17 protein-coding genes are annotated in these 23,540 nt (G+C 71.1%); 9 read left to right on the top strand and 8 right to left on the bottom strand.

Translation table 11 applies throughout. The features are described 5' to 3' along the window. Positions 1 to 35: 35 nt before the first annotated feature. Positions 36 to 797 carry a polyphosphate--glucose phosphotransferase gene (gene ppgK, locus ABID81_RS08310; RefSeq protein WP_354594313.1) on the bottom strand — a complete coding sequence of 254 codons (762 nt, stop codon included), beginning with the start codon at positions 795 to 797 and terminating at the stop codon, positions 36 to 38. 13 nt (positions 798 to 810) lie between these two features. Then, complete coding sequence (gene map / locus ABID81_RS08305) at positions 811 to 1,674, bottom strand: type I methionyl aminopeptidase (RefSeq protein ID WP_354594312.1); 864 nt, start codon at positions 1,672 to 1,674, stop codon at positions 811 to 813. Between the two features lie 66 nt (positions 1,675 to 1,740). On the opposite strand from map, the gene ABID81_RS08300 reads away from it, so the two are divergent. Further along, positions 1,741 to 1,911 (top strand): SPOR domain-containing protein, encoded by a 171-nt coding sequence (locus ABID81_RS08300; protein WP_157490001.1) that lies wholly within the window; start codon positions 1,741 to 1,743, stop codon positions 1,909 to 1,911. 47 nt (positions 1,912 to 1,958) lie between these two features. Here ABID81_RS08300 and ABID81_RS08295 read toward each other — a convergent pair whose 3' ends face one another. Beyond that, positions 1,959 to 3,734, bottom strand: coding sequence for an NAD+ synthase (locus tag ABID81_RS08295; protein WP_354594311.1), 1,776 nt, complete (start codon positions 3,732 to 3,734; stop codon positions 1,959 to 1,961). A gap of 37 nt (positions 3,735 to 3,771) precedes the next feature. On the opposite strand from ABID81_RS08295, the gene ABID81_RS08290 reads away from it, so the two are divergent. The 5 genes from ABID81_RS08290 (at position 3,772) to ABID81_RS08270 (ending at position 13,308) form a co-directional block, all read left to right on the top strand. After that, on the top strand, positions 3,772 to 5,109 hold the full coding sequence (locus ABID81_RS08290; protein ID WP_056256547.1) for a glutamine synthetase family protein: 1,338 nt from the start codon (positions 3,772 to 3,774) through the stop codon (positions 5,107 to 5,109). Between the two features lie 20 nt (positions 5,110 to 5,129). Further along, the gene (locus ABID81_RS08285; RefSeq protein ID WP_354594310.1) at positions 5,130 to 8,075 is read left to right on the top strand and encodes a bifunctional [glutamine synthetase] adenylyltransferase/[glutamine synthetase]-adenylyl-L-tyrosine phosphorylase; all 2,946 of its coding nucleotides are present in this window, start codon (positions 5,130 to 5,132) and stop codon (positions 8,073 to 8,075) included. A 509-nt stretch (positions 8,076 to 8,584) separates the two neighbouring features. Next, positions 8,585 to 10,183 (top strand): glycosyltransferase family 2 protein, encoded by a 1,599-nt coding sequence (locus tag ABID81_RS08280; protein WP_354594309.1) that lies wholly within the window; start codon positions 8,585 to 8,587, stop codon positions 10,181 to 10,183. Continuing rightward, entirely contained in the window at positions 10,176 to 11,822 is a 1,647-nt protein-coding gene (locus ABID81_RS08275; RefSeq protein ID WP_354594308.1) for a glycoside hydrolase family 26 protein, read from the top strand. Before ABID81_RS08280 ends, ABID81_RS08275 begins: the two co-directional genes overlap by 8 nt. A gap of 58 nt (positions 11,823 to 11,880) precedes the next feature. Beyond that, positions 11,881 to 13,308, top strand: a complete 1,428-nt coding sequence (locus ABID81_RS08270) for a UDP-glucose dehydrogenase family protein (RefSeq protein ID WP_354594307.1) — start codon at positions 11,881 to 11,883, stop codon at positions 13,306 to 13,308. Positions 13,309 to 13,501: 193 nt separating this feature from the next. Here ABID81_RS08270 and glnA read toward each other — a convergent pair whose 3' ends face one another. Beyond that, positions 13,502 to 14,926 carry a type I glutamate--ammonia ligase gene (gene glnA, locus ABID81_RS08265; RefSeq protein WP_354594306.1) on the bottom strand — a complete coding sequence of 475 codons (1,425 nt, stop codon included), beginning with the start codon at positions 14,924 to 14,926 and terminating at the stop codon, positions 13,502 to 13,504. A gap of 138 nt (positions 14,927 to 15,064) precedes the next feature. Here glnA and ABID81_RS08260 point away from each other — a divergent pair, with 138 nt between their 5' ends. Beyond that, on the top strand, positions 15,065 to 15,505 hold the full coding sequence (locus ABID81_RS08260) for an RDD family protein (RefSeq protein WP_354594305.1): 441 nt from the start codon (positions 15,065 to 15,067) through the stop codon (positions 15,503 to 15,505). A gap of 82 nt (positions 15,506 to 15,587) precedes the next feature. On the opposite strand, the gene ABID81_RS08255 is transcribed toward ABID81_RS08260, so the two are convergent. Then, the gene (locus ABID81_RS08255; protein ID WP_354594304.1) at positions 15,588 to 16,310 is read right to left on the bottom strand and encodes a DUF4191 domain-containing protein; all 723 of its coding nucleotides are present in this window, start codon (positions 16,308 to 16,310) and stop codon (positions 15,588 to 15,590) included. 122 nt (positions 16,311 to 16,432) lie between these two features. On the opposite strand from ABID81_RS08255, the gene ABID81_RS08250 reads away from it, so the two are divergent. Continuing rightward, positions 16,433 to 17,839, top strand: a complete 1,407-nt coding sequence (locus tag ABID81_RS08250; RefSeq protein ID WP_354594303.1) for a serine/threonine-protein kinase — start codon at positions 16,433 to 16,435, stop codon at positions 17,837 to 17,839. Between the two features lie 27 nt (positions 17,840 to 17,866). Here the strand turns inward: ABID81_RS08250 and sucB are convergent, their stop codons facing one another. From sucB to ABID81_RS08235, 3 genes are all read right to left on the bottom strand, one after another. Then, a complete protein-coding gene (gene sucB, locus ABID81_RS08245) occupies positions 17,867 to 19,357 on the bottom strand; it encodes a 2-oxoglutarate dehydrogenase, E2 component, dihydrolipoamide succinyltransferase (RefSeq protein ID WP_354594302.1) in 1,491 nt (496 codons plus the stop codon). A gap of 91 nt (positions 19,358 to 19,448) precedes the next feature. Next, a complete protein-coding gene (lpdA, locus tag ABID81_RS08240; RefSeq protein WP_354594301.1) occupies positions 19,449 to 20,822 on the bottom strand; it encodes a dihydrolipoyl dehydrogenase in 1,374 nt (457 codons plus the stop codon). A 175-nt stretch (positions 20,823 to 20,997) separates the two neighbouring features. Next, complete coding sequence (locus ABID81_RS08235) at positions 20,998 to 22,476, bottom strand: leucyl aminopeptidase (protein ID WP_354594300.1); 1,479 nt, start codon at positions 22,474 to 22,476, stop codon at positions 20,998 to 21,000. A gap of 86 nt (positions 22,477 to 22,562) precedes the next feature. Here ABID81_RS08235 and ABID81_RS08230 point away from each other — a divergent pair, with 86 nt between their 5' ends. Continuing rightward, positions 22,563 to 23,489: a proteasome assembly chaperone family protein gene (locus ABID81_RS08230; protein ID WP_354594299.1), complete on the top strand. Its 927-nt coding sequence runs from the start codon at positions 22,563 to 22,565 to the stop codon at positions 23,487 to 23,489. Positions 23,490 to 23,540: the final 51 nt, after the last annotated feature.

Below are 23,540 nucleotides of genomic sequence, written 5' to 3'. Positions count from 1 at the left end.
GACCCTGGGCCCTCTCGCGTCGGCCGCGACCCGCCTCAGAACGCCGGGTTCGAGTCGGCGGCCAGAGCGGCGGCACCCATGATGCCGGCGTTGTTGCGCAGCTTCGCGGGGACGATCTCGGCCCGCAGGTCGAGCAGCGGCAAGAATTCGTCGTGGTGCTTCGAGACGCCCCCGCCGACGATGATCAGGCGCGGGTAGAGCAGGGCCTCGAGGTGCGAGTAGTACTTCTGCAGGCGCTTGGCCCAGTGCTTCCAGCTGAGGTCGTCGCGCTCCTTCGCGGCGAAGGAGGCCTTGGTCTCGTAGTCCTTGCCGCCGATCTCGAGGTGACCGAGCTCGGCGTTGACGATGAGCACGCCGTCGTTGATCAGCGCGGTGCCGATGCCCGTGCCCAGGGTCGTCATGACGACGAGGCCCTTGACGTCCTTGGCGGCGCCGAAGCGCGTCTCGGCGTAGCCGGCGGCGTCGGCGTCGTTGACGAAGTGGATGTTCCGGCCGAGGGTGGTCTCGAAGAGCTTCTCGGCCTCGAAGCCGATCCACTTCTTCGACACGTTGGCGGCCGACAGGGTCTTGCCGTCCATGATCGCGGCGGGGAAGCACACGCCCACCGGCAGCGAGGCGTCGTCGAGGCCGAGCTCGTCGACGATCTGCTTGACGACCGCGACGATGGCGTCGGGCTCGCCGCCCTCGGGCGTGCTCTTCTTGATGCGGTCCGAGAGGAGTTCGCCGCTCTCGAGGTCGACGATCGCCCCCTTGATGCCGGTGCCGCCGATGTCGATTCCCACTGCGGTGCGTGCCATGGGGGGTCCTTTCTCAGGAGAGCGTGAGGATGTCGGCACCGCGTTCGGTGACGACCAGGGTGTGTTCGAACTGGGCCGTGAGGCTCTTGTCGCGGGTGGTGACGGTCCAGTCGTCGTCCCAGACGTCGGCGTCGATGCCGCCGAGGGTGAGCATGGGCTCGATGGTGAACACCATGCCGACCTCGATGACGTCGTCGTACTGCGGGGCGTCGTAGTGGGGGATGATCAGACCGGAGTGGAACGCCCGGCCGACGCCGTGGCCGGTGTAGTCGCGCACGACGCCCAGGCCGAAGCGCTTGGCGTACGACTCGATCGCGCGACCGATCACGTTGACCTGGCGCCCCGGGGCCACGGCCTTGATGCCCCGCCGCAGGGCCTCGCGGGTGCGTTCGACCAGGTCGACGGTCTCGGGCGACCCCTCGCCGACGACGAAGGTGCGGTTGAGGTCGCCGTGCACGCCGTTCTTGAAGGCGGTGATGTCGACGTTGATCAGGTCGCCGTCGGCCAGGACGGTGTCGTCGGGGATGCCGTGGCAGATCACCTCGTTCAGCGACGTGCAGACCGACTTGGGGTACCCGCGGTAGCCCAGGGTCGACGGGTACGCGCCGTGGCCCACGACGAAATCGTGCGCGACGCGGTCGAGCTCGTCGGTGGTGACGCCGGGGCGGAGAACAGCCTCGACGGCGTCGATCGCCCGCGACGCGATGCGGCCGCTCTCGCGGATCAGCTCGACGGTCTCGGCGTCGTAGACGTCGCCGCCGGTGTACTCGGCCGGTGCGGCCCTGCCGACGTACTCGGGTCGGGCGATCGACGGGGGGACCGGACGCTGCGCTGAGATCCGGCCCGGGGTCAAGAATCCGTGGGAGTCCCGGGGCATACGATCAAGCTTAGGGGGAGCGCGACGGGCTCGCGTTCTCGACAGCCGCACCGAGAGGACGACACCATGGCCGAGTTCTGGTTCAACACGAAGACCCACGAGGTCGAAGAGGGCAAGGTCTCGCCGGCCGTCGACCGCGCCGGGCCGTACGCCACGCGCGACGAGGCCGCCCACGCGATCGAGACCATCAAGGCACGCAACGCCGCCCTCGACGCCGAGGAGGCCGCCGACGACTGATCGGCGGAGCGTCCCGTCGGCGGTTCGCCGACGGGACCCCCGGGGCGTCAGACCGTCGTCGGCCGGTACGTGATGGGCAGGCGGCGGTCGCGACCGAAGGCCATGCCCGAGATCTTCGGGCCGATCGCCCCCTGGCGCCGCTTCCACTCGGATCGGTCGACCAGCTTCGTGATCTCGGCCACCGTGTCGGCGTCGTAGCCGAGCGCGACGACGTCGGCGGCCCCGAGCGCGTTCGTCACGTAACCCTCGAGGATGCCGTCGAGCACCTCGTACGGCGGCAGCGAGTCCTCGTCCTTCTGGTCGGGGCGCAGTTCGGCCGACGGGGGTTTCGTGATCGAGTTCTCGGGGATCGGGGCGGTCTCGCCGATGGATTCGGCGTAGGCGTTGCGCCACCGGGCGAGCTCCCAGACCATCGTCTTCGGGACGTCCTTGATCGGGGCGAACCCGCCGACCGAGTCGCCGTAGATCGTCGAGTAGCCCACGGCCAGCTCGGTCTTGTTGCCGGTGGTCAGCACGAGGTGGCCGTGCAGGTTCGACAAGCCCATCAGCACGAGCGCCCGGGCGCGGGCCTGGACGTTCTCGGCGGCGAGGCCCGTGAGGTGCAACTGCTCCTCGAACGGCGCGACGAGGTCGGCGATCGGCTCGGTCGAGTAGCGCACGCCGATCCGCTCGGCGACGTCGTCGGCGTCGCTGCGGCTGTGCTCGCTCGACCACTGACTGGGCATCGAGACGCCGTGGACGGCGTCGGGCCCGATGGCGTCGGCGGCGATCGCCGCGCACACGGCCGAGTCGATGCCACCCGAGAGGCCGAGGATCACGCTGCGGAACCCGTTCTTCCGCACGTAGTCGCGGGTGCCGAGCACGAGGGCGTTCCAGAGCTGCTGCCGGTCGTCGGGCAGTTCGGCGACGTCGCGTCCGACCGCGGACGAGGAGGCGCGGCCCGCGTCGGATCCGGAGCCCCCGTCGCCGGTCGCCTCGGTCGCCGCCTCGAGCTCGACGCGGCGGATGCCCTCGGGCAGCTCGGTGTCGGTGGCCGCCTCGGGCTCGAGGTCGACGACGAGCAGGTGCTCCTCGAACTGCGGGGCCCGGGCGAGGATCGTCCCGCTGCCGTCGACGACGACGCTGTCGCCGTCGAAGACCAGGTCGTCCTGCCCGCCGACGATGTTGACGTAGGCCACCAGGGTGTCGTTCTCGACGGCCCGGCGGGTCACGAGCGGCAGGCGCACCTCGTCCTTGTCGCGGACGAACGGGCTGGCGTTGATCACGACGAGCAGGCCGGCGTCGGCGTGCAGGACGCGTTCGACCGGGCCCCCGTCACGCCAGAGGTCCTCGCAGACGACGAGGGCGACGTCGACGCCCGCCACCCGGACGACCAGCAGTTCGTCGCCGGGGATGAACACGCGGTACTCGTCGAAGACCGAGTAGTTCGGCAGGTGGTACTTGGCGGTGGTCGTGACGACACGCCCGCCCTGCAGGACGCTCGCACAGTTCTGCGCGATGGCCGTCGGGGCGTTGCTCGTGCCGAGCAGCCGGGGCTCGAAGGGGCCGTCGGCGTGGCCGACGACGACGGGCAGGTCTCCGAGCCCTTCGGCCTCGAGGGTCTCGGCGAGCACCTCGACGGCGTGCCGACTGGCCTGCAGGAAGCTCGGCCTGCTGGCGAGGTCCTCGATCGGGTAGCCCGTGACGCTCATCTCGCCGGCGGCGAGCAGGTCGGCGCCCGAGGCGTGGGCTCGACGGGCCGCCTCGACGATCTGGGCGGAGTTGCCGGCGAGGTCGCCGACGACGGGGTTGGTCTGCGCGAGCGCCAAGCGGAGTCGGGGCATGTCCACTACCGTAGTGGCGGAGCAGAAAGGCCGTGGCATGGACAAACAGAGGGACTTCGTCCTCCGCACGATCGAAGAGCGCGGCATCAAGTTCATCCGCCTCTGGTTCACCGACGTGATCGGCACGCTGAAGTCCGTCGCCATCGCCCCGGCCGAGGTCGAGGGGGCCTTCGCCGAGGGCATCGGCTTCGACGGCTCGGCCATCGAGGGCCTCACCCGGTCGTACGAGGCCGACGTGCTCGCCCAGCCCGACCCGACCACCTTCCAGATCCTGCCCTGGCGCGGCGAGGTCGATCCGACCGCCCGCATGTTCTGCGACATCACGACGCCCGACGGTCAGCCCGCCGTGGCCGACCCCCGCAACGTGTTGAAGCGCACCCTGGCCCGGGCCGGTGAGCGGGGCTTCACGTTCTACACGCACCCCGAGGTCGAGTTCTACCTGCTGAAGAGCGCCCAGCTCGGGGCCGACGGCCCCCAGCCGGTCGACTCCGCCGGCTACTTCGACAACGTGCCCGGCGGCACCGCCCACGACTTCCGCCGACGCTCGGTGCGCATGCTCGAAGACCTCGGCATCTCGGTCGAGTTCAGCCACCACGAGGCGGGTCCCGGCCAGAACGAGATCGACCTGCGCTACGCCGACGCCCTGACCACGGCCGACAACATCATGACCTTCCGCACGGTCATCAAAGAGGTGGCCATCGAGCAGGGCGTCTTCGCCTCGTTCATGCCGAAGCCGTTCAGCCAGCACCCCGGCTCGGGCATGCACACGCACATGTCCCTGTTCGAGGGCGACTCCAACGCCTTCTACGAGGCCGGCGCCGAGTACCAGCTCTCGACCATCGGCCGTCAGTTCATCGCCGGCCTGCTCAAGCACGCTCCCGAGATCACCGCGGTGACCAACCAGTTCGTCAACAGCTACAAGCGACTCTGGGGCGGCGACGAGGCACCGAGCTTCGTCACGTGGGGCCACAACAACCGTTCCGCCCTCGTGCGAGTCCCCCTCTACAAGCCGAACAAGGGCAACTCGAGCCGTGTCGAGTACCGCGCGATCGATTCGGCCGCCAACCCCTACCTGGCCTTCTCGCTCATGCTCGCGGCGGGCCTCAAGGGCATCGAAGAGGGCTACGAGCTGCCGGCCGAGGCCGAGGACAACGTCTGGGGCCTGAGCGACGCCGAGCGTCGTGCCCTGGGGTACCGGCAGCTGCCGGCCAGCCTCGACCACGCCCTCTCGATCATGGAGAACAGCGAGCTCGTGGCCGAGACGCTGGGGGAGCAGGTCTTCAACTACGTCCTGCTCAACAAGCGTCAAGAGTGGAAAGAGTACCGGGCCCAGGTCACGCCGTTCGAGCTGCGCTCGAACCTCGAGATCCTCTGACCGCCGGCCGTCCCATCCCCATGCCCCGATCCGCGACCGGTCTCTCCGAGCTGGCGCGGTTGGGCTTCGACGACCTCGGCGGCGGCCGTGACCGGCTCGACCGCCTGGTCTCCGAGGTGCCCGGCATCCGCGACCTCGTCCCGTGGTTCGCCACGGTCGCCGACCCGGACGCGGCCCTGCGGCACCTCGAGAGGTCGGTGGAGCGAGACCGGGCCGGCGTGGTCGGGCTGCTCGACGGCGGGGCCGGTCCGCGCCTCCTGAGGGTCCTGGGCGCGTCCGAGGGCCTCGCCGACTTCGTCGCGCGCCGACCGGCCGAGGCGGCGGTGCTGCTCGACCCGCTCGACGCACCGCCGTCCGCCGAGGCCTACCGGCTCGACGTCCGACGGGCCGCCGAGGGGGCGACCGGCGACGAGGCCCGGGTCGCCCTGCGCGTCCGGTACCGGCGGCACCTGCTCCGGCTGGCCGCGTACGACCTCGAGGCCGACCACCCCGTCGAGGTGTTGCCCCGGGTGGCCGCCGCCCTGGCCGACCTCGCCGGCGCCGCCCTCGACGCGGCCGTCGACGTCGCCCGGCGCGAGGTCCCGTTCCCCGCCGCGGACGTCGAGCGCACCCGGCTCGCCGTGATCGGCATGGGCAAGGCGGGGGCCCGTGAACTGAACTACCTGAGCGACGTCGACGTCGTGTACGTGGCCGAGGGGGTCGACGGGCTCGAGAACGGTCGGGCCGTCGAGATCGGCAGCCGACTCGCGATGCACGCCGCCCGGGCGATCTCGGACCTCGCGGTCGAGCCCGACCTGTGGGAGGTCGACGCGAACCTGCGTCCCGAGGGCAAGGACGGAGCGCTCGTCCGCACCCTCGAGTCGCACGTCGCCTACTACGAGCGCTGGGCGAAGGGGTGGGAGTTCCAGGCCCTCCTCAAGGCGAGGCCGCTGGCCGGCGACGTCGAGCTCGGCGAACGGTACGTCGCGGCCGTGGCACCCTTCGTCTGGTCCGCCGCGGCCCGTGAGAACTTCGTCGAGTCGGTGCAGGCCATGCGCGAACGCGTCACGGCCCTCATCCCGGCCGACGAGGTCGACAGGCAGCTCAAGCTCGGGCCGGGCGGACTGCGCGACATCGAGTTCACGATCCAACTCCTGCAGCTGGTGCACGGCCAGGCCGACGATCGCGTGCACCAGCGGTCCACGCTCGACGCCCTCGAGGCCCTGGCCGCCCGCGGCTACGTGGGTCGCGCCGAGGCGGCCGAGTTCGACCGCGACTACCGCGTGCTCCGGCTGCTCGAGCACCGCATCCAGCTCACGCGCCTGCGCCGGACCCACCTCATGCCGACCGACGAGAACGCCCTGCGGGTGCTGGCGCGCGGCACCGGCCTCGCGTCCGGCGCCACCCAGCTCGTCGACCTGTGGCAGGGCGTGAAGCGGCGGGTGCGGACGCTCCACGTTCGGCTGTTCTACCGCCCGCTCCTCTCGGCGGTGGCCGCCCGCCCCGAAGAGGACCTCGCCCTCAGCTCCGACCAGGCCACCGCCCGGCTCGCCGCGATCGGCTTCGCCGACCCCAAGGGCGCGCTGGGCCACATCGCGGCGTTGACCGCCGGCGTCTCCCGACGGGCGAACATCCAGCGACACCTGCTGCCCGCCATGCTGCAGTGGTTCGCGGACGGCACCGACCCCGACCTCGGCCTGCTGGCGTTCCGTCGGCTGAGCGACGGACTGGGTGAGTCGTACTGGTTCCTGCGCATGCTGCGCGACTCGTCGGGGGCCGCCCACCGCCTCACGACGGTCCTGTCGTCGTCGACCTTCGCGGCCGACCTGCTCGACCGCATCCCCGAGGCGGCGGCCTGGCTCGAGAACGACGCCGAGCTCCGCGCCCGGCCCCTCGAGAGCCTGCTCGACGAGACGACGGCGACGCTCGCCCGCCACCGGTCGCCCGACGCGGCGGCGACCGTGCTCCGGCAGGCCCGCCGCCGCGAGATCCTCCGTCTCGCGATCGGTGGCATCCTCGGCATCCTCGACATCGACGCGCTCGCCCGCGGCCTCACGGCGGTGACCACCGCGTCGGTGACCGGGGCCCTGGCCCTGGCCCGGCGCGCGGCGGGCGACCTCGAGTTCGGCGTCGTCGCCATGGGGCGCTACGGCGGGGGCGAGCTCGGTTTCGGCTCGGACGCCGACGTCCTCTACGTCTACCGGGCGCGCGAGGGTGACGAGACCGCGCACCGCCGGGCCCTCGCCGTCGCCGCCGAGATGAGCCGGCTCACCTCGGACGCTCTCGTGCCGTTCGACCTCGACACCGGGCTGCGTCCCGAGGGGAAGAACGGGCCGGTGGTCCGGTCCCTGGCGTCGTACCGCGCCTACTACGCCCGGTGGTCGCTCACCTGGGAGGCCCAGTCCCTGCTGCGGGCACGACCCGTGGCCGGCGACCCCGCACTCCTCGACGACTTCATGACGGTCGCCGACTCGGTCCGCTACCCGTCCGACCTGACCGAGCAGCAGGTGCGCGAGGTCAAGCGCATCAAGGCCCGGGTCGAGTCCGAGCGGCTGCCGAAGGGGGCCGAGCCCTCGAGGCACCTGAAGCTCGGGCGCGGGTCGCTCAGCGACGTCGAGTGGTTCGTCCAACTACTGCAGTTGCAGCACGCGGTCCGCGTGCCCGGCCTGCGGACGCCGTCCACGCTGGACGCGCTGGCGGCGGCCCGTGACGCGGGCCTCGTCTCGTCGGACGACGCCCAGCGCCTGCACGACGCCTGGATGATGGCCTCGAGGGCTCGTTCCGCCGTCACCCTCTGGACCTCGCGCACGCAGGACGTGCTGCCCCGTGACCGGCGCCAGCTCGAAGGGGTGGCCCGGTTGATGGAGTACCCGCCGGGTTCCGCCACCTCGCTGGAAGAGGACTACCTCGCCGCGACCCGGAGGTCCAGGGCGGTCTTCGAGCGGGAGTTCTACGGCGTGGAGGAGACCCCCGAACCCCTCGGCTGACCTGGTCGGCCGGGCGCGACACGCCCGGGATGCGATCTCGGCCCGTTCTCGCCCCGGGGTACTCCGGCCCGTCGCGGCCGTACCCCGAACGAGTCGCTCGTACCCCGGGTCAGATGTCCGGGTCGTTTCGGGCAGATGACCCGCCTGCGGGGGCCACGCGCGGCCCTCGCGGTCCGTCACCTCGTTTGCCCATCGGGCAACGACATGTCGGACCTGACCGGGGAGGCGTCTGAGCGGGACTTTTGTCGACGTGGCGACACGGGGTCCCCGGTGCCCGCGCCACTCGTGTCGTCGGCGCTGCCTGCCCGTCGGTCGAGGTCGACCGTGTCGGCACTTCGGCCGACAGCAGCTCGACGGACCCGGTGTACCCCGGTCGGCCCGGTCGGGGCCCCACGCTCGGGGGGGTGGTTGTGGGCACCCCGTCGGTGACTGAGAATTCCCACAACCCGATAGACCAGTTCCCCAGCGTTGCGGAAGCCGATCCCTTTCTCACACCTCAGGTGGCCATCGTGTTGACCTTCATCCTGCAACTCCGCTCCATGGCGGGCGGATACCCCGAGATCTATCTCTTCGCCGCCTACAGCGCCCTCATCTGGGTGCTGTGGATCGTCAAGGTCCTGCTCTCGCGTCGCTACCGTCCCTTCACCGGCGAGTTCCGGGGCACCACCAGCGTCGTCGTGCCCGTGGTCGACGAACCCCTAGACCTGTTCCGCGACGTCATCGGCCGCATGGTCGAGCAGCGGCCGGGCGAGATCATCGTCGTCATCAACGGCAAGCCCAACCCCGAGCTGGCCGCGGTGTGCGACGAGTTCGGTCCGCTCGTCCGGTGGGTGCACACGCCGATCCCGGGCAAGCGCAACGCCGTCATGATCGGCACCGAGCTGAGCCGGGGCGACATCACCGTCCTCGTCGACTCCGACACCGTCTGGACGCCGGGCACGCTGCCCGAGCTGCTGCGGCCCTTCGCCCAGGAGAACGTCGGGGGAGTCACGACCCGCCAGCGCATCCTCGAGCCCGAGCGCAGCTGGATCACCCGGTGGGCCGACTGGCTCGAGAACTCGCGGGCCCTCTACTCGATGCCGGCCCAGAGCGTGCTCGGCCAGATCGGGTGCCTGCCCGGTCGCACCATCGCCTTCCGGCGCGAGATCCTCGTCCGGGTCATGGACAAGTTCATGACCGAGAAGTTCATGGGCGTCTTCCTCGAGGTCAGCGACGACCGCACCCTGACGAACCTCACGCTGAAGGAGGGCTACCGCACCGTCTACCAGCACACGAGCCTCGTCTACACGGACGCGCCGTTGCAGGTCAAGAAGCTCTACAAGCAGCAGCTCCGCTGGGCTCGGGGCAGCCAGTACAACACCCTGCGCATGATGCCGTGGATGGTGGGGCACGCCCCCCTGCTGGCGTTCTTCTTCGCCATGGACATCGTGCTGCCGTTCATGCTGATGGGCGTCATCGGGGGCTGGATCTACCGCGGCATCACCGGCCAGGGCGTCAACCTCTACCGGGGCATCCTCGAGGAGTACGGCGTCCAGACCGGCCTCATCAGCATCGTCGTCCTGATGGTGATCTCGTCGGTGCTCAGCATGGCGATCCGCCAGATGCGCCACCTCGCCGAGAAGCCGTCCGACTTCTTCCGCCTGCCGGTGTTCATCATCGTGTCGACGTTCTTCCTCATGCCCATCCGGGTCATCGGCTTCTTCCGCATGGGCCACGCCAGCGGCTGGGGCACCCGGGCCGGCGCCTACGCAGGAGGCGCGGCGAACGACGAGATGCAGGGCGCGCTGGACGAGGTGGCCGACGAGGCCCCGATCGACGCCCTCGAGCGGCAGTTCCGCGACGGCGTCGACCCCGGCGTCGACACCCTCTTCGACTTCGGCTCCGCGGCGGACGACACCGACGAGCACGGTGCCGTCCTGGTCAAGAGCCGCAAGGCCGCACTGGCCGCCGAGGCCGAGGCCGAGGAGGCTGACGCGGCCGCCCCGACGCCGATCGCCGCCCGGTCGACCGTCACCGCGCCTCCTCGACGCCGCCTCAACCCCAAAGCCGGATTCCCGTACCTGATCGGCGCCGCCATCATCGCCCTGGAGGTCTTCTTCATTGTCTGACTCGACCCAGGACTTCGTCACCCCCGTCCACATGCAGTCCGGCGCCTGGTGGGCGACCTCACACGGCAACGCCCGGCGCACGGCGCTCGGTGCCACCGCCGTGGTCGTCCTGCTCGCCATGATCTCGTGGTTGATCTGGATCTCACCCTCCGACAACGTGGTCCGCAGCGCCGTGACCGAGGTCACGGGCGTCGACCCGTCGATCAACGTCTCGTCGCTCAAGGCCGACCGCTCGGCCCTCCTCGACCAACTGGTCTCGGCCAAGGAGCAGCTCGCCGAGAGCAAGGCCGCCCTGGCCGACGTGCAACAGCAGGCCTGGACCTCCGAGGGTCAGCTGACCGCGGCCCAGGCGAAGCTCGCCTCGGCCGAGTCCGCGCTGGCCCAGGCCCGGTCGGCCGTCGACTCGGGCAGCGGTGGGGCCGGGAGCGGCACGGGCGGCGGCACGGGCTCCGGTGCCGGGGGGACGGCGTCCGGCGCCCGCGGCGACGGCACCTCGACCGGGGGCGCCGGGGGAGGCAACGGCGCCGGCACCGGCGCTGGCACCGGCACCGGCTCGGGAGGCGGTGGCTCGAGCGACGGGGGCACGATCGGCCCCGTCCCGGTCCAGACCCCGTCCCTGGCCTCGATCATCGATCCGGAGTCGCGCTACTTCGGTCTCTTCACCGACCAGGCACCGTTCAACTGGGCGACCTACGACGCCCAGGAGGCGGCGGTCGGGTCCGAGGCCAACATGGTCGGCTACTTCCAGGGCTTCGACCAGGACTTCCGCGCCGACGCCGTGCGGTCGTCGTGGTCGCGCGGCAAGCTGCCCGTGCTGACCTGGGAGTCGCAGCCGATCAAGGCGGGCAACAACGAGCCCGAGCAGCCCGACTACAGCCTGTCGAAGATCGTCGACGGCAGCTTCGACGAGTACCTGACCACCTACGCCGACGACATCGTGGCGAACGGCATGCCGCTCGCGCTCCGCTTCGACCACGAGATGAACGGCACCTGGTACCCGTGGAGCACGGACTACGGCAACAGCAAGGGCTCGGTCAACGGCAACGGGCCCACGGACTTCGTCGCGGCCTGGCAGCACGTGCACGACCTCTTCGAACGCCAGGGGGCGAACGAACTCGTCGCCTGGGTCTGGGCACCCACGCGCGTCGACCGCCTCGCGACCGGCAAGACCGGCGGCAGCGACCACACGTCGCAGGAGTTCCTGGCCACCCTCTACCCGGGTGCCGACTACGTCGACATCGTGGGCATGTCGGGCTACTACCGGCCGCCCTACGACGACAAGTCGAAGCCCACCTTCGCCAGCACGTTCGGGGCCACGCTCGCTCAGCTCCGGGCCGTGGCGCCGGGCAAGAACATCCTGCTCGCCGAGATCGGAGCCAGCGAGACGGGCGGGTCGTCCGATCCCACCTCGACCAGCGAGAAGGCCCAGTGGTTCAACTCGCTGTTCACCGCCCTCGCGGATCCGGCGAACGACGACATCATCGGCTTCTCGTACTTCGACCTGGTCGCGACGACCGTCGTCGACGGGGTCCGCTCCACGAACGACTGGCGCCTCACCTCGCGTTCGGACAGCCTCGCCGCCTTCACCGAGGGCATCACCCGCCGCGACATCGGCTTCGACCTGGAGCCCTCCCCGTGACGGCCTCCCACCCCACCCCACGCACCCCACGCACCTCCCTCATCCCCAGGAGCGCATCATGACGAACGACGCCACCACCCCCGAGTCCGTGACCCCCGAGTCCGCCGCCGGCACCGCGGTGAAGCCCCGCATCAGCGTCATCGGCACCGGGTACCTCGGGGCCACCCACGCCGCCGCCATGGCCGAGATGGGTTTCGACGTGATCGGGGTCGACACCGACCCCGCCAAGGTCGCCGCCCTGGCCGACGGCCGCGTGCCGTTCTTCGAGCCCGGCCTGCCCGAGCTCATCGTGAAGCACGTGACCTCGGGTCGCCTGAGCTTCACGACCGACCTCGCCGAGGCCGTGGCGCTGTCGGACGTGCACTTCGTCTGCGTCGGCACGCCGCAGCGACGGGGGAGCCACGCCGCGAACCTCTCATACGTCGAGGAGGCCACCCGCAACGTGGCCGCGGCCCTCAGCCACGACGGCCTCATCGTCGGCAAGTCGACGGTGCCCGTCGGCACGGCGGCGCACCTGCGCGAGATCGTCGCGGGCGTCGTGCCGGCCGGCGTCACGGCCGACCTCGTCTGGAACCCCGAGTTCCTCCGCGAGGGGCACGCCGTCGAGGACACCCTGCGTCCCGACCGCATCGTCTTCGGGGGCACCGACGTCCGCACCGAGGCGCTCCTGCGCGAGGTCTACGCCCTGCCCATCGCCACGGGGACGCCGGTCATCTCGTGCGACCTGCCCACCGCCGAGCTCGTCAAGGTCAGCGCGAACGCCTTCCTGGCGACCAAGATCTCGTTCATCAACGCGATCAGCGAACTGTGCGAGGCGGCGGGTGCCAACGTGTCGACCCTGGCCGACGCGCTCGGCTTCGACGACCGCATCGGTCGGAAGTTCTTGAACGCGGGCCTCGGCTTCGGCGGCGGCTGCCTGCCCAAGGACATCAGGGCCCTGATGTTCCGGGCGAACGAGCTGTCGGCCCACCGAGTCGTCGGGCTCATGCAGCAGGTCGACGAGATCAACATGGCGCAGCGCCAACGGGTCATCGACCAGGCCATCGACGCCTGCGGCGGCTCGGTGCTCAACCGGCGCATCGCGGTGTTGGGCGCCGCGTTCAAGCCGCACACCGACGACGTGCGCGACTCGCCGGCGCTGAACGTGGCGGCCGCCCTGCACCTCCGGGGTGCCCAGGTGCTCGTGGTCGACCCCGAGGCGACGCAGACGGCCCAGCGCAGCTTCCCGACGCTGTCGTTCGCCGACTCCGCCGCCGAGGCCGTCACGGACGCCGACGCGGTGCTGTTGCTCACGGAGTGGCCCGAGTTCGTCGGGGCCGACGCGGCGGGGCTGGCCGAGCTCGCCGCGAACCCCGTGGTGATCGACGCACGGAACGTGCTCGACGCCGAGGTCTGGTCGGCCGCCGGGTGGGAGGTCCGCCCGCTGGGCGGCCGCCGCACCCCGGCCCAGCGCCGCGTGCTGGCGCCGACCGCCGTACCCGCCTGACCGGATCGTCGGGCACGGGCTGACGGGCCGCCTCCTGCGGGAGGCGGCCCGTCCTGCGTGCGCGACCCGCGCCTCCTGGTGGCCCGCAGTCCCGAGGAGGCGCGGGTCGCCTCACCGAGGACGCCCACCCGCGCACGCGAGAGGCCCGCACCCCCGGAGGGATGCGGGCCTCGCGGCGATCGTCGCCGGCTGGTCAGACGCCGAAGTACAGCTCGAACTCGAAGGGGTGGGGACGCTGCGCCATGGGCAGGATCTCCTTCTCGCGCTTGTACGCGATCCAGGTCTCGATGAGGTCCTCGGTGAAGACGTTGCCCTTGGTCAGGAACTCGTGGTCGGCCTCGAGCGCGTCGAGCGCACCGTCGAGCGACGCGGGCACCTGGGGGATGTTCTTCGCCTCTTCCGGGGGCAGCTCGTACAGGTCTTTGTCGACGGGCTCGTGCGGCTCGATGCGGTTCTGGATGCCGTCGAGGCCCGCCATCAGCTGTGCCGCGAACGCCAGGTAGGGGTTCGAGGCGGCGTCCGGCACGCGGAACTCGATGCGCTTGGCCTTGGGGTTGGTCCCCGTGATCGGGATGCGGATGGCCGCCGAGCGGTTGCCGGCCGAGTAGACCAGGTTGACGGGAGCCTCGAAGCCCGGGATCAGCCGGTGGTACGAGTTGATCGACGGGTTCGTGAAGGCGAGCACGGCGGGGGCGTGCTTGAGCAGGCCGCCGATGTACCACCGCGCGAGGTCGGAGAGCCCGCCGTAGCCGTTCTCGTCGTAGAACAGCGGCTTTCCGTCGTTCCAGAGCGACTGGTGCGTGTGCATGCCCGAGCCGTTGTCGCCGAAGAGCGGCTTGGGCATGAAGGTCGCGACCTTGCCCCACTGCTCGGCGGTGTTCTTGACGATGTACTTGAACTTCAGGATGTCGTCCGCGGCGTGGACCATCGTGTCGAACTTGTAGTTGATCTCCTGCTGGCCGCCGGTGCCCACCTCGTGGTGCGCGCGCTCGAGCTCGAGGCCCGAGTCGATCAGCTTGAGGCTGATGTCGTCGCGCAGGTCGGCGGTCTTGTCGACCGGGCTGACCGGGAAGTAGCCACCCTTGTACGCGGTCTTGTTGGCGAGGTTGCCGCCCTCTTCGACGCGGCCGGTGTTCCACGCGCCCTCTTCGCTGTCGACGCTGTACAAGCTGGCGTTCTGCTTCACCTCGTAGCGGACGTCGTCGAAGATGTAGAACTCGGCCTCGGGTGCGAAGAACGCGGTGTCGGCGATGCCGGTCGAGGCCAGGTACTTCTCGGCCTTCTTGGCCACCTGGCGCGGGTCGCGGCTGTACAGCTCGCCGTTGCGCGGGTTGAAGATGTCGAAGACGAGGACGAGGGTGCGCTCGGCGCGGAACGGGTCGACGTACCCGGTCGTGACGTCGGGGATGAGCTGCATGTCGGACTCGTGGATGGACGCGAAGCCCCGGATGGAGGACCCGTCGAAGAGCTGTCCGACGGAGAAGAACTCCTCGTCGACCGTGGAGGCGGGGATGTTGAAGTGCTGCTGGACACCGGGCAGGTCGGTGAAGCGGATGTCAAGGAACTTGACGTCGGTGTCCTTGATGAACTTCAGCACCTCGGAAGAATCGGTGAACATCTAGATGTCTCTCCAATGAGCTGGGAACGGATCGGATGCGGGACGCAGCCTCCGTCGAGGCTACGGAGGGGCCGTTTCGCTGCGGTGTCCCTCATGTTTCGGGCATGTTACGGCTCGGCCCCTCGGTAGGCTCGGGGCATGCCCGATCGCACCGCGCCTCCTTCTCGCCCCTCCGTCGGCGGACCCGACGACGGGGCCCAGCGGTGGCCCGGTGACCGTCTGGGCCTGCCCGAGAAGGGCCCGCGGTCGGTGGCACGGCTCGGGCGGCGCGTCGCCGGACTGGCCGTCGACTGGGGGGTCGCCTACGCCCTCGCCGCCCTCTTCTTCGGCGGCGAGGGGCTCGCGATCACGGGCGTCTTCCTGCTGATGCAGCTGCTGTTCCTCGTGCTGTTCGGCGGGTCGCTCGGGCACCTCGCCGTGGGCCTGCGGCTCGTGCCGATGGCGGGCGGCCGGATCGGCGTCCGGCGGCCCGTGGTGCGGTCGGTCCTGCTCGTCCTGGTCATCCCGGCCGTCGTGTGGGACCTGGACCAGCGGGGCCTGCACGACCGCGTCGCGGGCACGATCCTCGTCCGGGTCTGACCCGCCCGGCCCGACGGCGGACGACGACGGCGCCCCTCCTGGTCGGAGGGGCGCCGTCGTCACGTCACGTCGGTCGGCTGCATCAGCGCGGTCGACCGGACCGCACCTTGAACGGGTCGACGCCCTTCGGGATCGGCAGGCCGTTCTGCCCGAGCGACTGGAGGCGGTTGCTGATCGCCAGCACCTCGTTGCGGTTGATCGACGACTTCAGCTTGTTCATGCGGCCCGCGAGCTTGTGGAGCGGCACGGCGTCGGCGTCGGGGCCGACGTTCAGCACGTGGACGGGGACGTTCGGCAGGATGCGCGCGATCTTGCGGCGCTCCTCGTCGACGAGGCGACGGGTCTGACCCATCCCCCCCTCGGCGATCAGCACGACGCCCGGCCTGCCGACCGCGCGGTAGACGGCGGACTGGCTGCGGCCCTGGACGGCGACGGGCATCTCGGCGGCCCGCCAGGCACGACGGAGGCCGCTCTTCATCACGGCGCCGACCGCACCGGGCTGACCCTCGATCTGCGAGTAGGCGGCGCGCTCGGCCCTGCGGCCCAGGACGATCAACAGCAGCAGGAACCCGAGCATCACGCCGACGACGATGTACAGCACGAGGGCGAGCACGTTGCCGTCCGTGAGCAGGAGGGCCGCGGCCACGCCGAGCAACACCGGCACGAAGAACGCCAGCAGCATCATCGGCAGCGCCGTCTTGTCGACGCGGCGGGTCATCTGGAAGACCTGCCACATCTGCTTGAGACGGCCGGGTTCCTTCGGCGGTTTCGGGGACGTGTTCTCGGGGGACGTGCGTCGAGCCATGTGGACCAGGATACGGGGTCGGGCACGCCGACGGGTCCTCCCCAGCGGACCCGGGGTGCCGACGGTCGACAGGGGCCGGGACGGCGGCCCTCCTGGCGACCACGGTCGACCAGCATCGGCCCATGACGAACGGATCGGTCGGCCCCTACCGCGTGCTCTCACGCCGTCTCGACGGCGACGTCGAACGGCTCGATGCCGAGGCGCCCGACGGGCGTCGCGTCGTGCTCAGGAGGCGCGGGTCACGCCCCGCAACAAGGCGCGCCGTCGCCGAGGCGGTCGCCTTCGCCCACGCGGACCACCCGCACGTCGCTCGCCTCGTCGACGTCATGACGGGCCCGACGGGTGAGCTCGTGCTGGCCTTCGACGACGTCGGAGGCGATCCGCTGCCGTCGTGGCTGGCCGCACGGGGACGCCCGGAACCCGGAGAAGTGGTCACGCTCGTCGTCCCGATGCTGGCCGCCGTCCAGCACCTGGCCCGTCGAGGCGTGGCCCTCTCGGCTCTCGGCGTCGACGACGTGGAGGTCGACGCACGAGGGGCACCGGTCGTCGTCGGGCTGTCCGTCGCGGCGACGGTCGGCCCGGACGCAGTCGGCCCGGACGCAGTCGGGCCGGACGCCGAGGGTGCGTCGTTGTCCGTCGCGGCCGAGTTCGCCCGGTCGATGGTCGGACGGGCGACGGCGCCCGGCGGAGGGCCTCCTCCGGCATCCCTCGACGCGACGAGCTTCGAGTCGCTGGTCGAGTCGGTCTTCGACCTCGGCGAGGCCGTTCCGCTCTCGAGCGTCCACGTCTCGGACGACGGCGCCCCGACGGGTCACGCCGAGGTCGCGACGACGGACGAGCCGACCGCGCCGGCCTGGTGGGCCCTGCTGCCCGAGTCCGAGGTCGTCGCGAGGGTCGTCGCCTGGCTGCCGAGCCTGCGTCCTCGGGGCGTGCTCGCCGGGCTCCGACTCGTCAGGCCCCGCTACCGGGTGCTCGGAGCCGGCACCCTGCTCGTGGGCGCGGCGGCCCTCGTGCTCGGCACGTCGGTGACGGGTGACGTCGACCGGGCCGGCACCGTCTCTCCCGGTTCCACCGCCGAGACGGCCCCGGCGTCGGGCGACGAGGGACCCGCCACCGAGGCACCGCGGAGTGACGCCTCGACGGCGGCCGGGGCTGCCGGCCAGGAGCGACTCCGCACCACGGGCGAGGCGGATCAAGCGGACGAGGCGACCGTTCTCGGCGGGGACGCCGGTGCGGCTGCCACGATCCTCCTCGGGGCGAGGCTCGGCTGCCTGCGTGAGGCCACGCCGGACTGCCTCGCGGCGGTCGACCAGGCCGGTTCGCCGCTGGCCCTCCGCGACGCGGCGGTCCTCGCCGACCCGTCACTCGCCGGCGAGCTGGCCTTCCCCGTCGAGTTGACGGGCGAGTCCTCGAGGGCGGGTGGCACGGTCCTCCTGGGGGCCCGGGGCCCCGACGGCGAACCGGCCTCGGTCCTCGTGATGAGGACCGAGGCCGGTTGGCGGCTTCGCGACGTGTTCGTCGACGGGTGAGGCGCCGGGCACCTCATCCGTCGATCGTCAGATGCCGAGCTTCGAGGTGAAGTCCCCGCCTTCGAGGCGGTCCTTGACCGCGACCAGGAAGCGCGCGGCGTCGGCTCCGTCGACGATGCGGTGGTCGTACGACAGGGCCAGGTAGACCATGGAGCGGATGGCGATGGACTCGGACCCGTCCGCCTTGAGCACGACGGGACGCTTCACGACGATGCCGGTGCCGAGGATCGCCACCTGCGGCAGGAAGACCACCGGGGTGTCGAACAGGGCCCCACGCGAGCCCGTGTTCGTGACGGTGAAGGTGCCACCGGCCAACTCGTCGGGCTTGAGCTTGTTGTCGCGCGTGCGCTGGGCCAGGTCGGCGATCTGTCCGGCGATGCCCGCCAGGTCGAGGTCGGAGGCGTTCTTCAGGACCGGCGTCAGGAGGCCCCGCTCGGTGTCGACCGCCATGGCCACGTGCTCGTGGTCGGGGTAGACGATCGAGTCACCGTCGACCGTGGCGTTCAGCTTCGGGTGGGCCTTGAGGGCCTCGGCGGCAGCCAGGGTGAAGAACGGCAGGAACGACAGCTTGTTGCCGGTCTTCTCGAGGAACGCACCCTTGTGCGCGTCGCGGAAGGCCGCGACCTTGGTGACGTCGACCTCGACCACGCTGGTGAGCTGGGCCATGGCCTGCATCGACTGGACGGCGCGCTCGGCGACGACCTTGCGCAGCCGCGACATCGGGACGGTCGTGCCACGGAGCGGCGAGACCTCGACGGGTGCCGGGCCGGTCGACCCGGACTCCGACGTGGCCGCCGACGAGGCGGCCTCGGCAGCGGCGAGGACGTCCTCCTTGCGGATGCGGCCACCCACCCCGCTTCCCGTGAGGGTGGAGATGTCGACGCCCTTCTCGTTCGCGAGCTTGCGGACGAGGGGGGTCACGTAGCCGACCGGCGCACCACTGCTCGGCGCCGGGGCGGCCGGTGCCGGGGTCGCCGACTCCGACGAACCGGTGGCGGGCGACGGGGTCGGAGCCGACGGGGCGGGCTGCTCGCTGCTCGGCTGCGACGCCTCGGGCTGGGCGGCGGCGGGCTGCTGTCCGGCGTCGTCCTGCTTCGCGGCCGGAGCCGGGTCGACCGCAGGGGCGGGCTCGGGAGCACTCGCGGCGGAGTCCTCTCCGGGGGCGGGAGCCGCGGACGAGGGGACCTCGGGCTCCTCGGCCTCCGCCTCGGCCGGCGCCTCGGGGGCCTGCTCGGGCTCGGACGCGGCTTCGGGCTCGTCGGCGGGCGCCTCGGCTGCGCTGCCGTCTCCGATGCGGACGAGCGCCGTGCCGACCTCGACGGTCTCGTCCTCGGCGACGAGGATCTCCTCGATCACGCCCGCGACGGGGGAAGGGATCTCGGTGTCGACCTTGTCGGTCGAGACCTCGAGCAGCGGCTCGTCGACCTCGACGCGGTCACCGACGTTCTTCAACCAGCGGGTGACCGTACCCTCGGTGACACTCTCACCGAGTGCCGGGAGGTTGACGGATTCGCTCATCTGTGGGGCTCCTTTGACGACATTGTGTGTCTGTGGTTGCTGTGGTGGTGGTGCGGGCCCCTGCCGGGCAGGAGCGGGTGGTGCGGGTGGGTCACATCGCGTGGAGGGGCTTGCCGGCCAGGGCCAGCATGGCTTCTCCGAGCGCTTCGTTCTGGGTCGGGTGCGCGTGGATCAGGGGAGCGACGTCCTCGGGGTAGGCCTCCCAGTTGACGGCGAGCTGTGCCTCGCCGATCAGCTCGCCGACGCGGGCTCCGATCATGTGCACCCCGACGACCGGACCGTCGACGACGCGGACGACCTTGACCGAACCGCTCGTGCCGATGATGTGGCTCTTGCCGTTGCCGGCGAGGTTGTAGTCGTAGCTCGTGACCTTGTCGGCCCCGTACTGGTCAGCCGCCTTGACCTCGGTGAGGCCGACCGACGCGACCTCGGGGTCGGAGTAGGTGACCTTGGGGATGTTGACGTCCGAGATCACCTGCGGCTTGAGGCCGGCGATCTCCTCGGCCACGAAGATGCCGTGCTGGAAGCTGCGGTGGGCGAGCTGCAGACCGGGGACGATGTCGCCCAGGGCGTAGACGCCGGGCACGTTCGTGGCCAGGCGCTCGTTGGTCAGGACGAATCCGCGGTCCATCGCCACGCCGACCTCTTCGTAGCCGAGACCGGCCGTCGAGGGGCCGCGACCGACGGCGACCAGCATGAGGTCGGCGTCGAAGGTCTTGCCGTCCTCGAGGGTCACGACGACCCCGTCGTCGTTCTGCTCGACGCCCTGGAAGCGCACGCCGAGCGAGAAGGCGATGCCGCGCTTGCGGAAGGCGCGCTCGAACTGCTTCGAGATCGACTCCTCCTCGTTCGGGACGAGGTGGGGCAGGGCTTCGACGATCGTGACGTCGACCCCGAAGCTCTTCCAGACGCTGGCGAACTCGACGCCGATCACGCCGCCACCGAGGATGACGACCTTGTTCGGGACGTGGTCGAGGGCGAGCGCGTGCTCGCTGGTGATGACCTTGCCGCCGATCTCGAGTCCGGGCAGGCTGCGGGAGTACGAACCCGTGGCGAGCACGACGTTCTTGGCCTTGAGCGTGGTCTCGCCGACCTGCACGGTCGACGGCGACGTGAGCTTGCCCTCGCCCTCGACCGTGGTGATGCCGCGGGCCTTGACGAGGCCCTGCAGGCCCTTGTACTTGCTGGCGACGATGCCCTCGCGGTACGAGGTCACGGCCGCGATGTCGATGCCGTGGAAGTCGGTGTTCACGCCGTACTTGGCGGATTCGCGCGACACGTCGGCCACCTCGGCCGAGTGCAGCAGCGCCTTGGTGGGGATGCAGCCGCGGTGCAGGCAGGTGCCCCCGACCTTGTCCTTCTCGACGAGTGCGACGCTCAGGCCCAACTCGCTCGCTCGCAGCGCCGCGGCGTATCCGCCGCTCCCGCCGCCGAGCACCACCAGGTCAAAATTCTGTTCCGACACCCAGCAACTCCCTCGTGCGTTCGGCGGTGCCCCGACGCCGAGGCGGGGCCGTCGCGGTGGCGACGGCGCCCGACCCCGAACCGACCGCACCGTTCGGCGGCGTCGTCGTGACGCACGTCGGCAGGTGCTCTCGGGGGACCGATCTCAGCGGGTTTCTCCCGCCCCCACGACCCTACTACGCAGCGGAAAACTTGTCGGCCAGCTCGATCAGGGTGCGGACGGACACGCCCGTCGAGCCCTTGGCCGTGTAGCCGTAGCCTCCGCCCTTGTTGTTCGACGGCCCCGCGATGTCGAGATGAGCCCAGGGGATCGGGGTCGTCGATCCCTCTCGCGTGCCGACGAACTCGTTCAGGAAGACCCCGGCCAGCAACATGCCCGCCGCGGTGTTGCCCGGCGTCGCGTTGACCAGGTCGGCCACGTCCGAGTTGAGGCGCGCCCGCAACTCGGCGGCCAACGGCATGCGCCAGAAGGTCTCGCCGGCCGCGTCGGCCACCGTGACGATCTCGTCGGCGAGGTCGTCGTTGCCCATGACGCCCACGTACCTCGTGCCGAGCGCCACGACCTGCGCACCCGTCAGCGTGGCGACGTCGACGATGGCGTCCGGCCGCTCGTCGCTGGCCGCCACCAGCCCGTCGGCCATCACCAGGCGACCCTCGGCGTCGGTGTTGGTGACCTCGACGGTCGTGCCGCCCTTGATCGTGAGGACGTCGTCGGGGCGGATCGCCGTGCCGCTCGGCATGTTCTCCGCGATGCACAGCCACGCCGTCAGCCGGACGGGCAGCCGCAGCTTGGCGACGGCCACGGTCACGGCGAGCACCGTGGCCGCGCCGGTCATGTCGTCCTTCATGCCGAGCATGCTCGCGGCGGGCTTGAGCGACAGACCGCCCGTGTCGTAGGTGATGCCCTTGCCCACGAGGGCGAGGTGCTTGCCCGCCCCGGCGGGGGAGTACTCGACCTTGACGAGCCGGGGGCCCCGGCTGGAGCCCTGACCGACGCCGAGGATGCCGCCGTAGCCACCCTCGCGGAGGGCCTCCTCGTCGAGGACGGTCACCGAGAGGGAGTCGTCCGAGGCGTGCTCGACCGCGAAGTCGGCGAGTGCCTGCGGGTACATGTGCTGCGGGGGAGTCGTCGCCAGGTCGCGCACCGTGTGGACGGCCTCGGCCACCACGGCGGCGCGCTCGACGGCGGCCGCCGGCACCTCGACCGACGTCGCGAGGACGACGTCCCGCGCGTGCCGACGGCTGTCGGACGCCGTCGCGTGACGGAAGGCGTCGAACTCGTACGACGCGATGGCCGCACCCTCGAGGGTGGCGAGGGCTTCCCGGTCGTCGGCGACCGGGAGGGCGAGCACGACCCGGTCGACGGCGGTGAGCTGACGGACCGCGGCCCCCGCGGCGTACCGGAGGCCCTCGGCCGTGACGGTGTCGCCGAGACCGACGAGCGCGACGATCGAGGCGGTCACGCCGTGGCCGGGGACCTTGACGAGCTCGTCGCGGGCGCCGGTCACGCCGAGTGCGGCGAACGAGTCGGACAGCCCGGCGACCTCGAGGGTGGCCTCGGGGCCGTCGGCCCCCTTGACGACCCCGACGACGAGGACGTCGGCCTCGGCGGTGGTCGGATCGGACGAGAGGACGGAGAGCGTGGCGACGGTCATCGGGCCATCGTATCGATCGTGCTGTTCGCTCTGGGCACGTGGTCGTCGTCCCCGGTCGGCGACTCCCGATGCCTAGCATGGAGACCATGCACGACCCCGCAGCCCTCTACGACTTCACCCCCGACGCCGACGGCGTGCCCGAAGGTCTCCCGCTGGTCGCGGGCCTCACCGGGTTCGCCGACGCGGGCTCGGCGGTGAGCCAGCTCGCGGAGTACGTCCTCGACACGCTCGACCACACGCTCGTCGCCACGTTCGACGCGGACGAGCTGCTCGACTACCGGGCCCGCCGTCCGACCTTCACGTTCGACCAGGACCACATCTCCGAGATCGAGCCCTCGAGCCTGTCGCTCCACCTCGTCCGTGACGACCTGGGTCAGCAGTTCCTGCTCCTGGCGGGCTTCGAACCCGACTTCCAGTGGCAACGGTTCACCGCGGCCGTCGTCCAACTCGTCGAGCGCTACCGTGTGTCGACGACCACCTGGGTGCACTCGATCCCCATGCCGGTGCCTCACACCCGGCCCATCGGGGTGACGGTCAGCGGCAACCGCCCCGACCTGGTCGAGGCCATGTCCGTCTGGAAGCCCGTGACCCAGGCTCCCGCCAACGCGCTCCACCTCGTCGAGCACCGGCTCGGTGAGACCGGCCACCCGACGGCCGGCTTCGTCCTGCTCGTGCCGCACTACCTGGCCGACACCGAGTTCCCCGACGCGGCGGTGGCGGCCCTCTCGAGCATCAGTGCGGCCACGGGTCTCATCTTCCCCACCGACCGCCTGCGCGAAGAAGGCCGCGACTTCATGGTCAAGGTCGACGAACAGGTCGCGGGCAACCACGAGCTCTCGCGCCTGGTCGCCACGCTCGAGGAACGCCACGACACCTACATGCAGGGCAACCCGTTGCCGTCTCCGCTGACCGACCACGACGGCCAGGTGCCCACGGCCGACGCGCTGGCGGCCGAGCTCGAGAAGTTCCTGGCCACCCGCCGGGTGGACGGCGACGGCGACGACCGCGGCTGACGCGCACCGCGCCTCCCGGGTCCGGGCCGTCGTCCGAGCGCAGGAGGCGCG

This window comes from Frigoribacterium sp. PvP054 (assembly GCF_040547465.1).
Lineage (GTDB): Bacteria > Actinomycetota > Actinomycetes > Actinomycetales > Microbacteriaceae > Frigoribacterium.
Note: the sequence above shows the minus strand (reverse complement) of the source record. Positions and strands in the feature narration are given on the sequence as shown.

Coding starts and splice junctions, on each gene's coding strand:
- ABID81_RS08290 (WP_056256547.1), top strand. CDS start 3,772: ATGGACAAACAGAGGGACTTCGTCCTCCGCACGATCGAAGAGCGCGGC.
- ppgK (WP_354594313.1), bottom strand. CDS start 797: ATGGCACGCACCGCAGTGGGAATCGACATCGGCGGCACCGGCATCAAG.
- ABID81_RS08235 (WP_354594300.1), bottom strand. CDS start 22,476: ATGACCGTCGCCACGCTCTCCGTCCTCTCGTCCGATCCGACCACCGCC.
- ABID81_RS08250 (WP_354594303.1), top strand. CDS start 16,433: ATGACGAACGGATCGGTCGGCCCCTACCGCGTGCTCTCACGCCGTCTC.
- map (WP_354594312.1), bottom strand. CDS start 1,674: ATGCCCCGGGACTCCCACGGATTCTTGACCCCGGGCCGGATCTCAGCG.
- glnA (WP_354594306.1), bottom strand. CDS start 14,926: ATGTTCACCGATTCTTCCGAGGTGCTGAAGTTCATCAAGGACACCGAC.
- ABID81_RS08255 (WP_354594304.1), bottom strand. CDS start 16,310: ATGGCTCGACGCACGTCCCCCGAGAACACGTCCCCGAAACCGCCGAAG.
- ABID81_RS08230 (WP_354594299.1), top strand. CDS start 22,563: ATGCACGACCCCGCAGCCCTCTACGACTTCACCCCCGACGCCGACGGC.
- ABID81_RS08260 (WP_354594305.1), top strand. CDS start 15,065: ATGCCCGATCGCACCGCGCCTCCTTCTCGCCCCTCCGTCGGCGGACCC.
- sucB (WP_354594302.1), bottom strand. CDS start 19,357: ATGAGCGAATCCGTCAACCTCCCGGCACTCGGTGAGAGTGTCACCGAG.
- ABID81_RS08270 (WP_354594307.1), top strand. CDS start 11,881: ATGACGAACGACGCCACCACCCCCGAGTCCGTGACCCCCGAGTCCGCC.
- ABID81_RS08285 (WP_354594310.1), top strand. CDS start 5,130: ATGCCCCGATCCGCGACCGGTCTCTCCGAGCTGGCGCGGTTGGGCTTC.
- ABID81_RS08300 (WP_157490001.1), top strand. CDS start 1,741: ATGGCCGAGTTCTGGTTCAACACGAAGACCCACGAGGTCGAAGAGGGC.
- ABID81_RS08295 (WP_354594311.1), bottom strand. CDS start 3,734: ATGCCCCGACTCCGCTTGGCGCTCGCGCAGACCAACCCCGTCGTCGGC.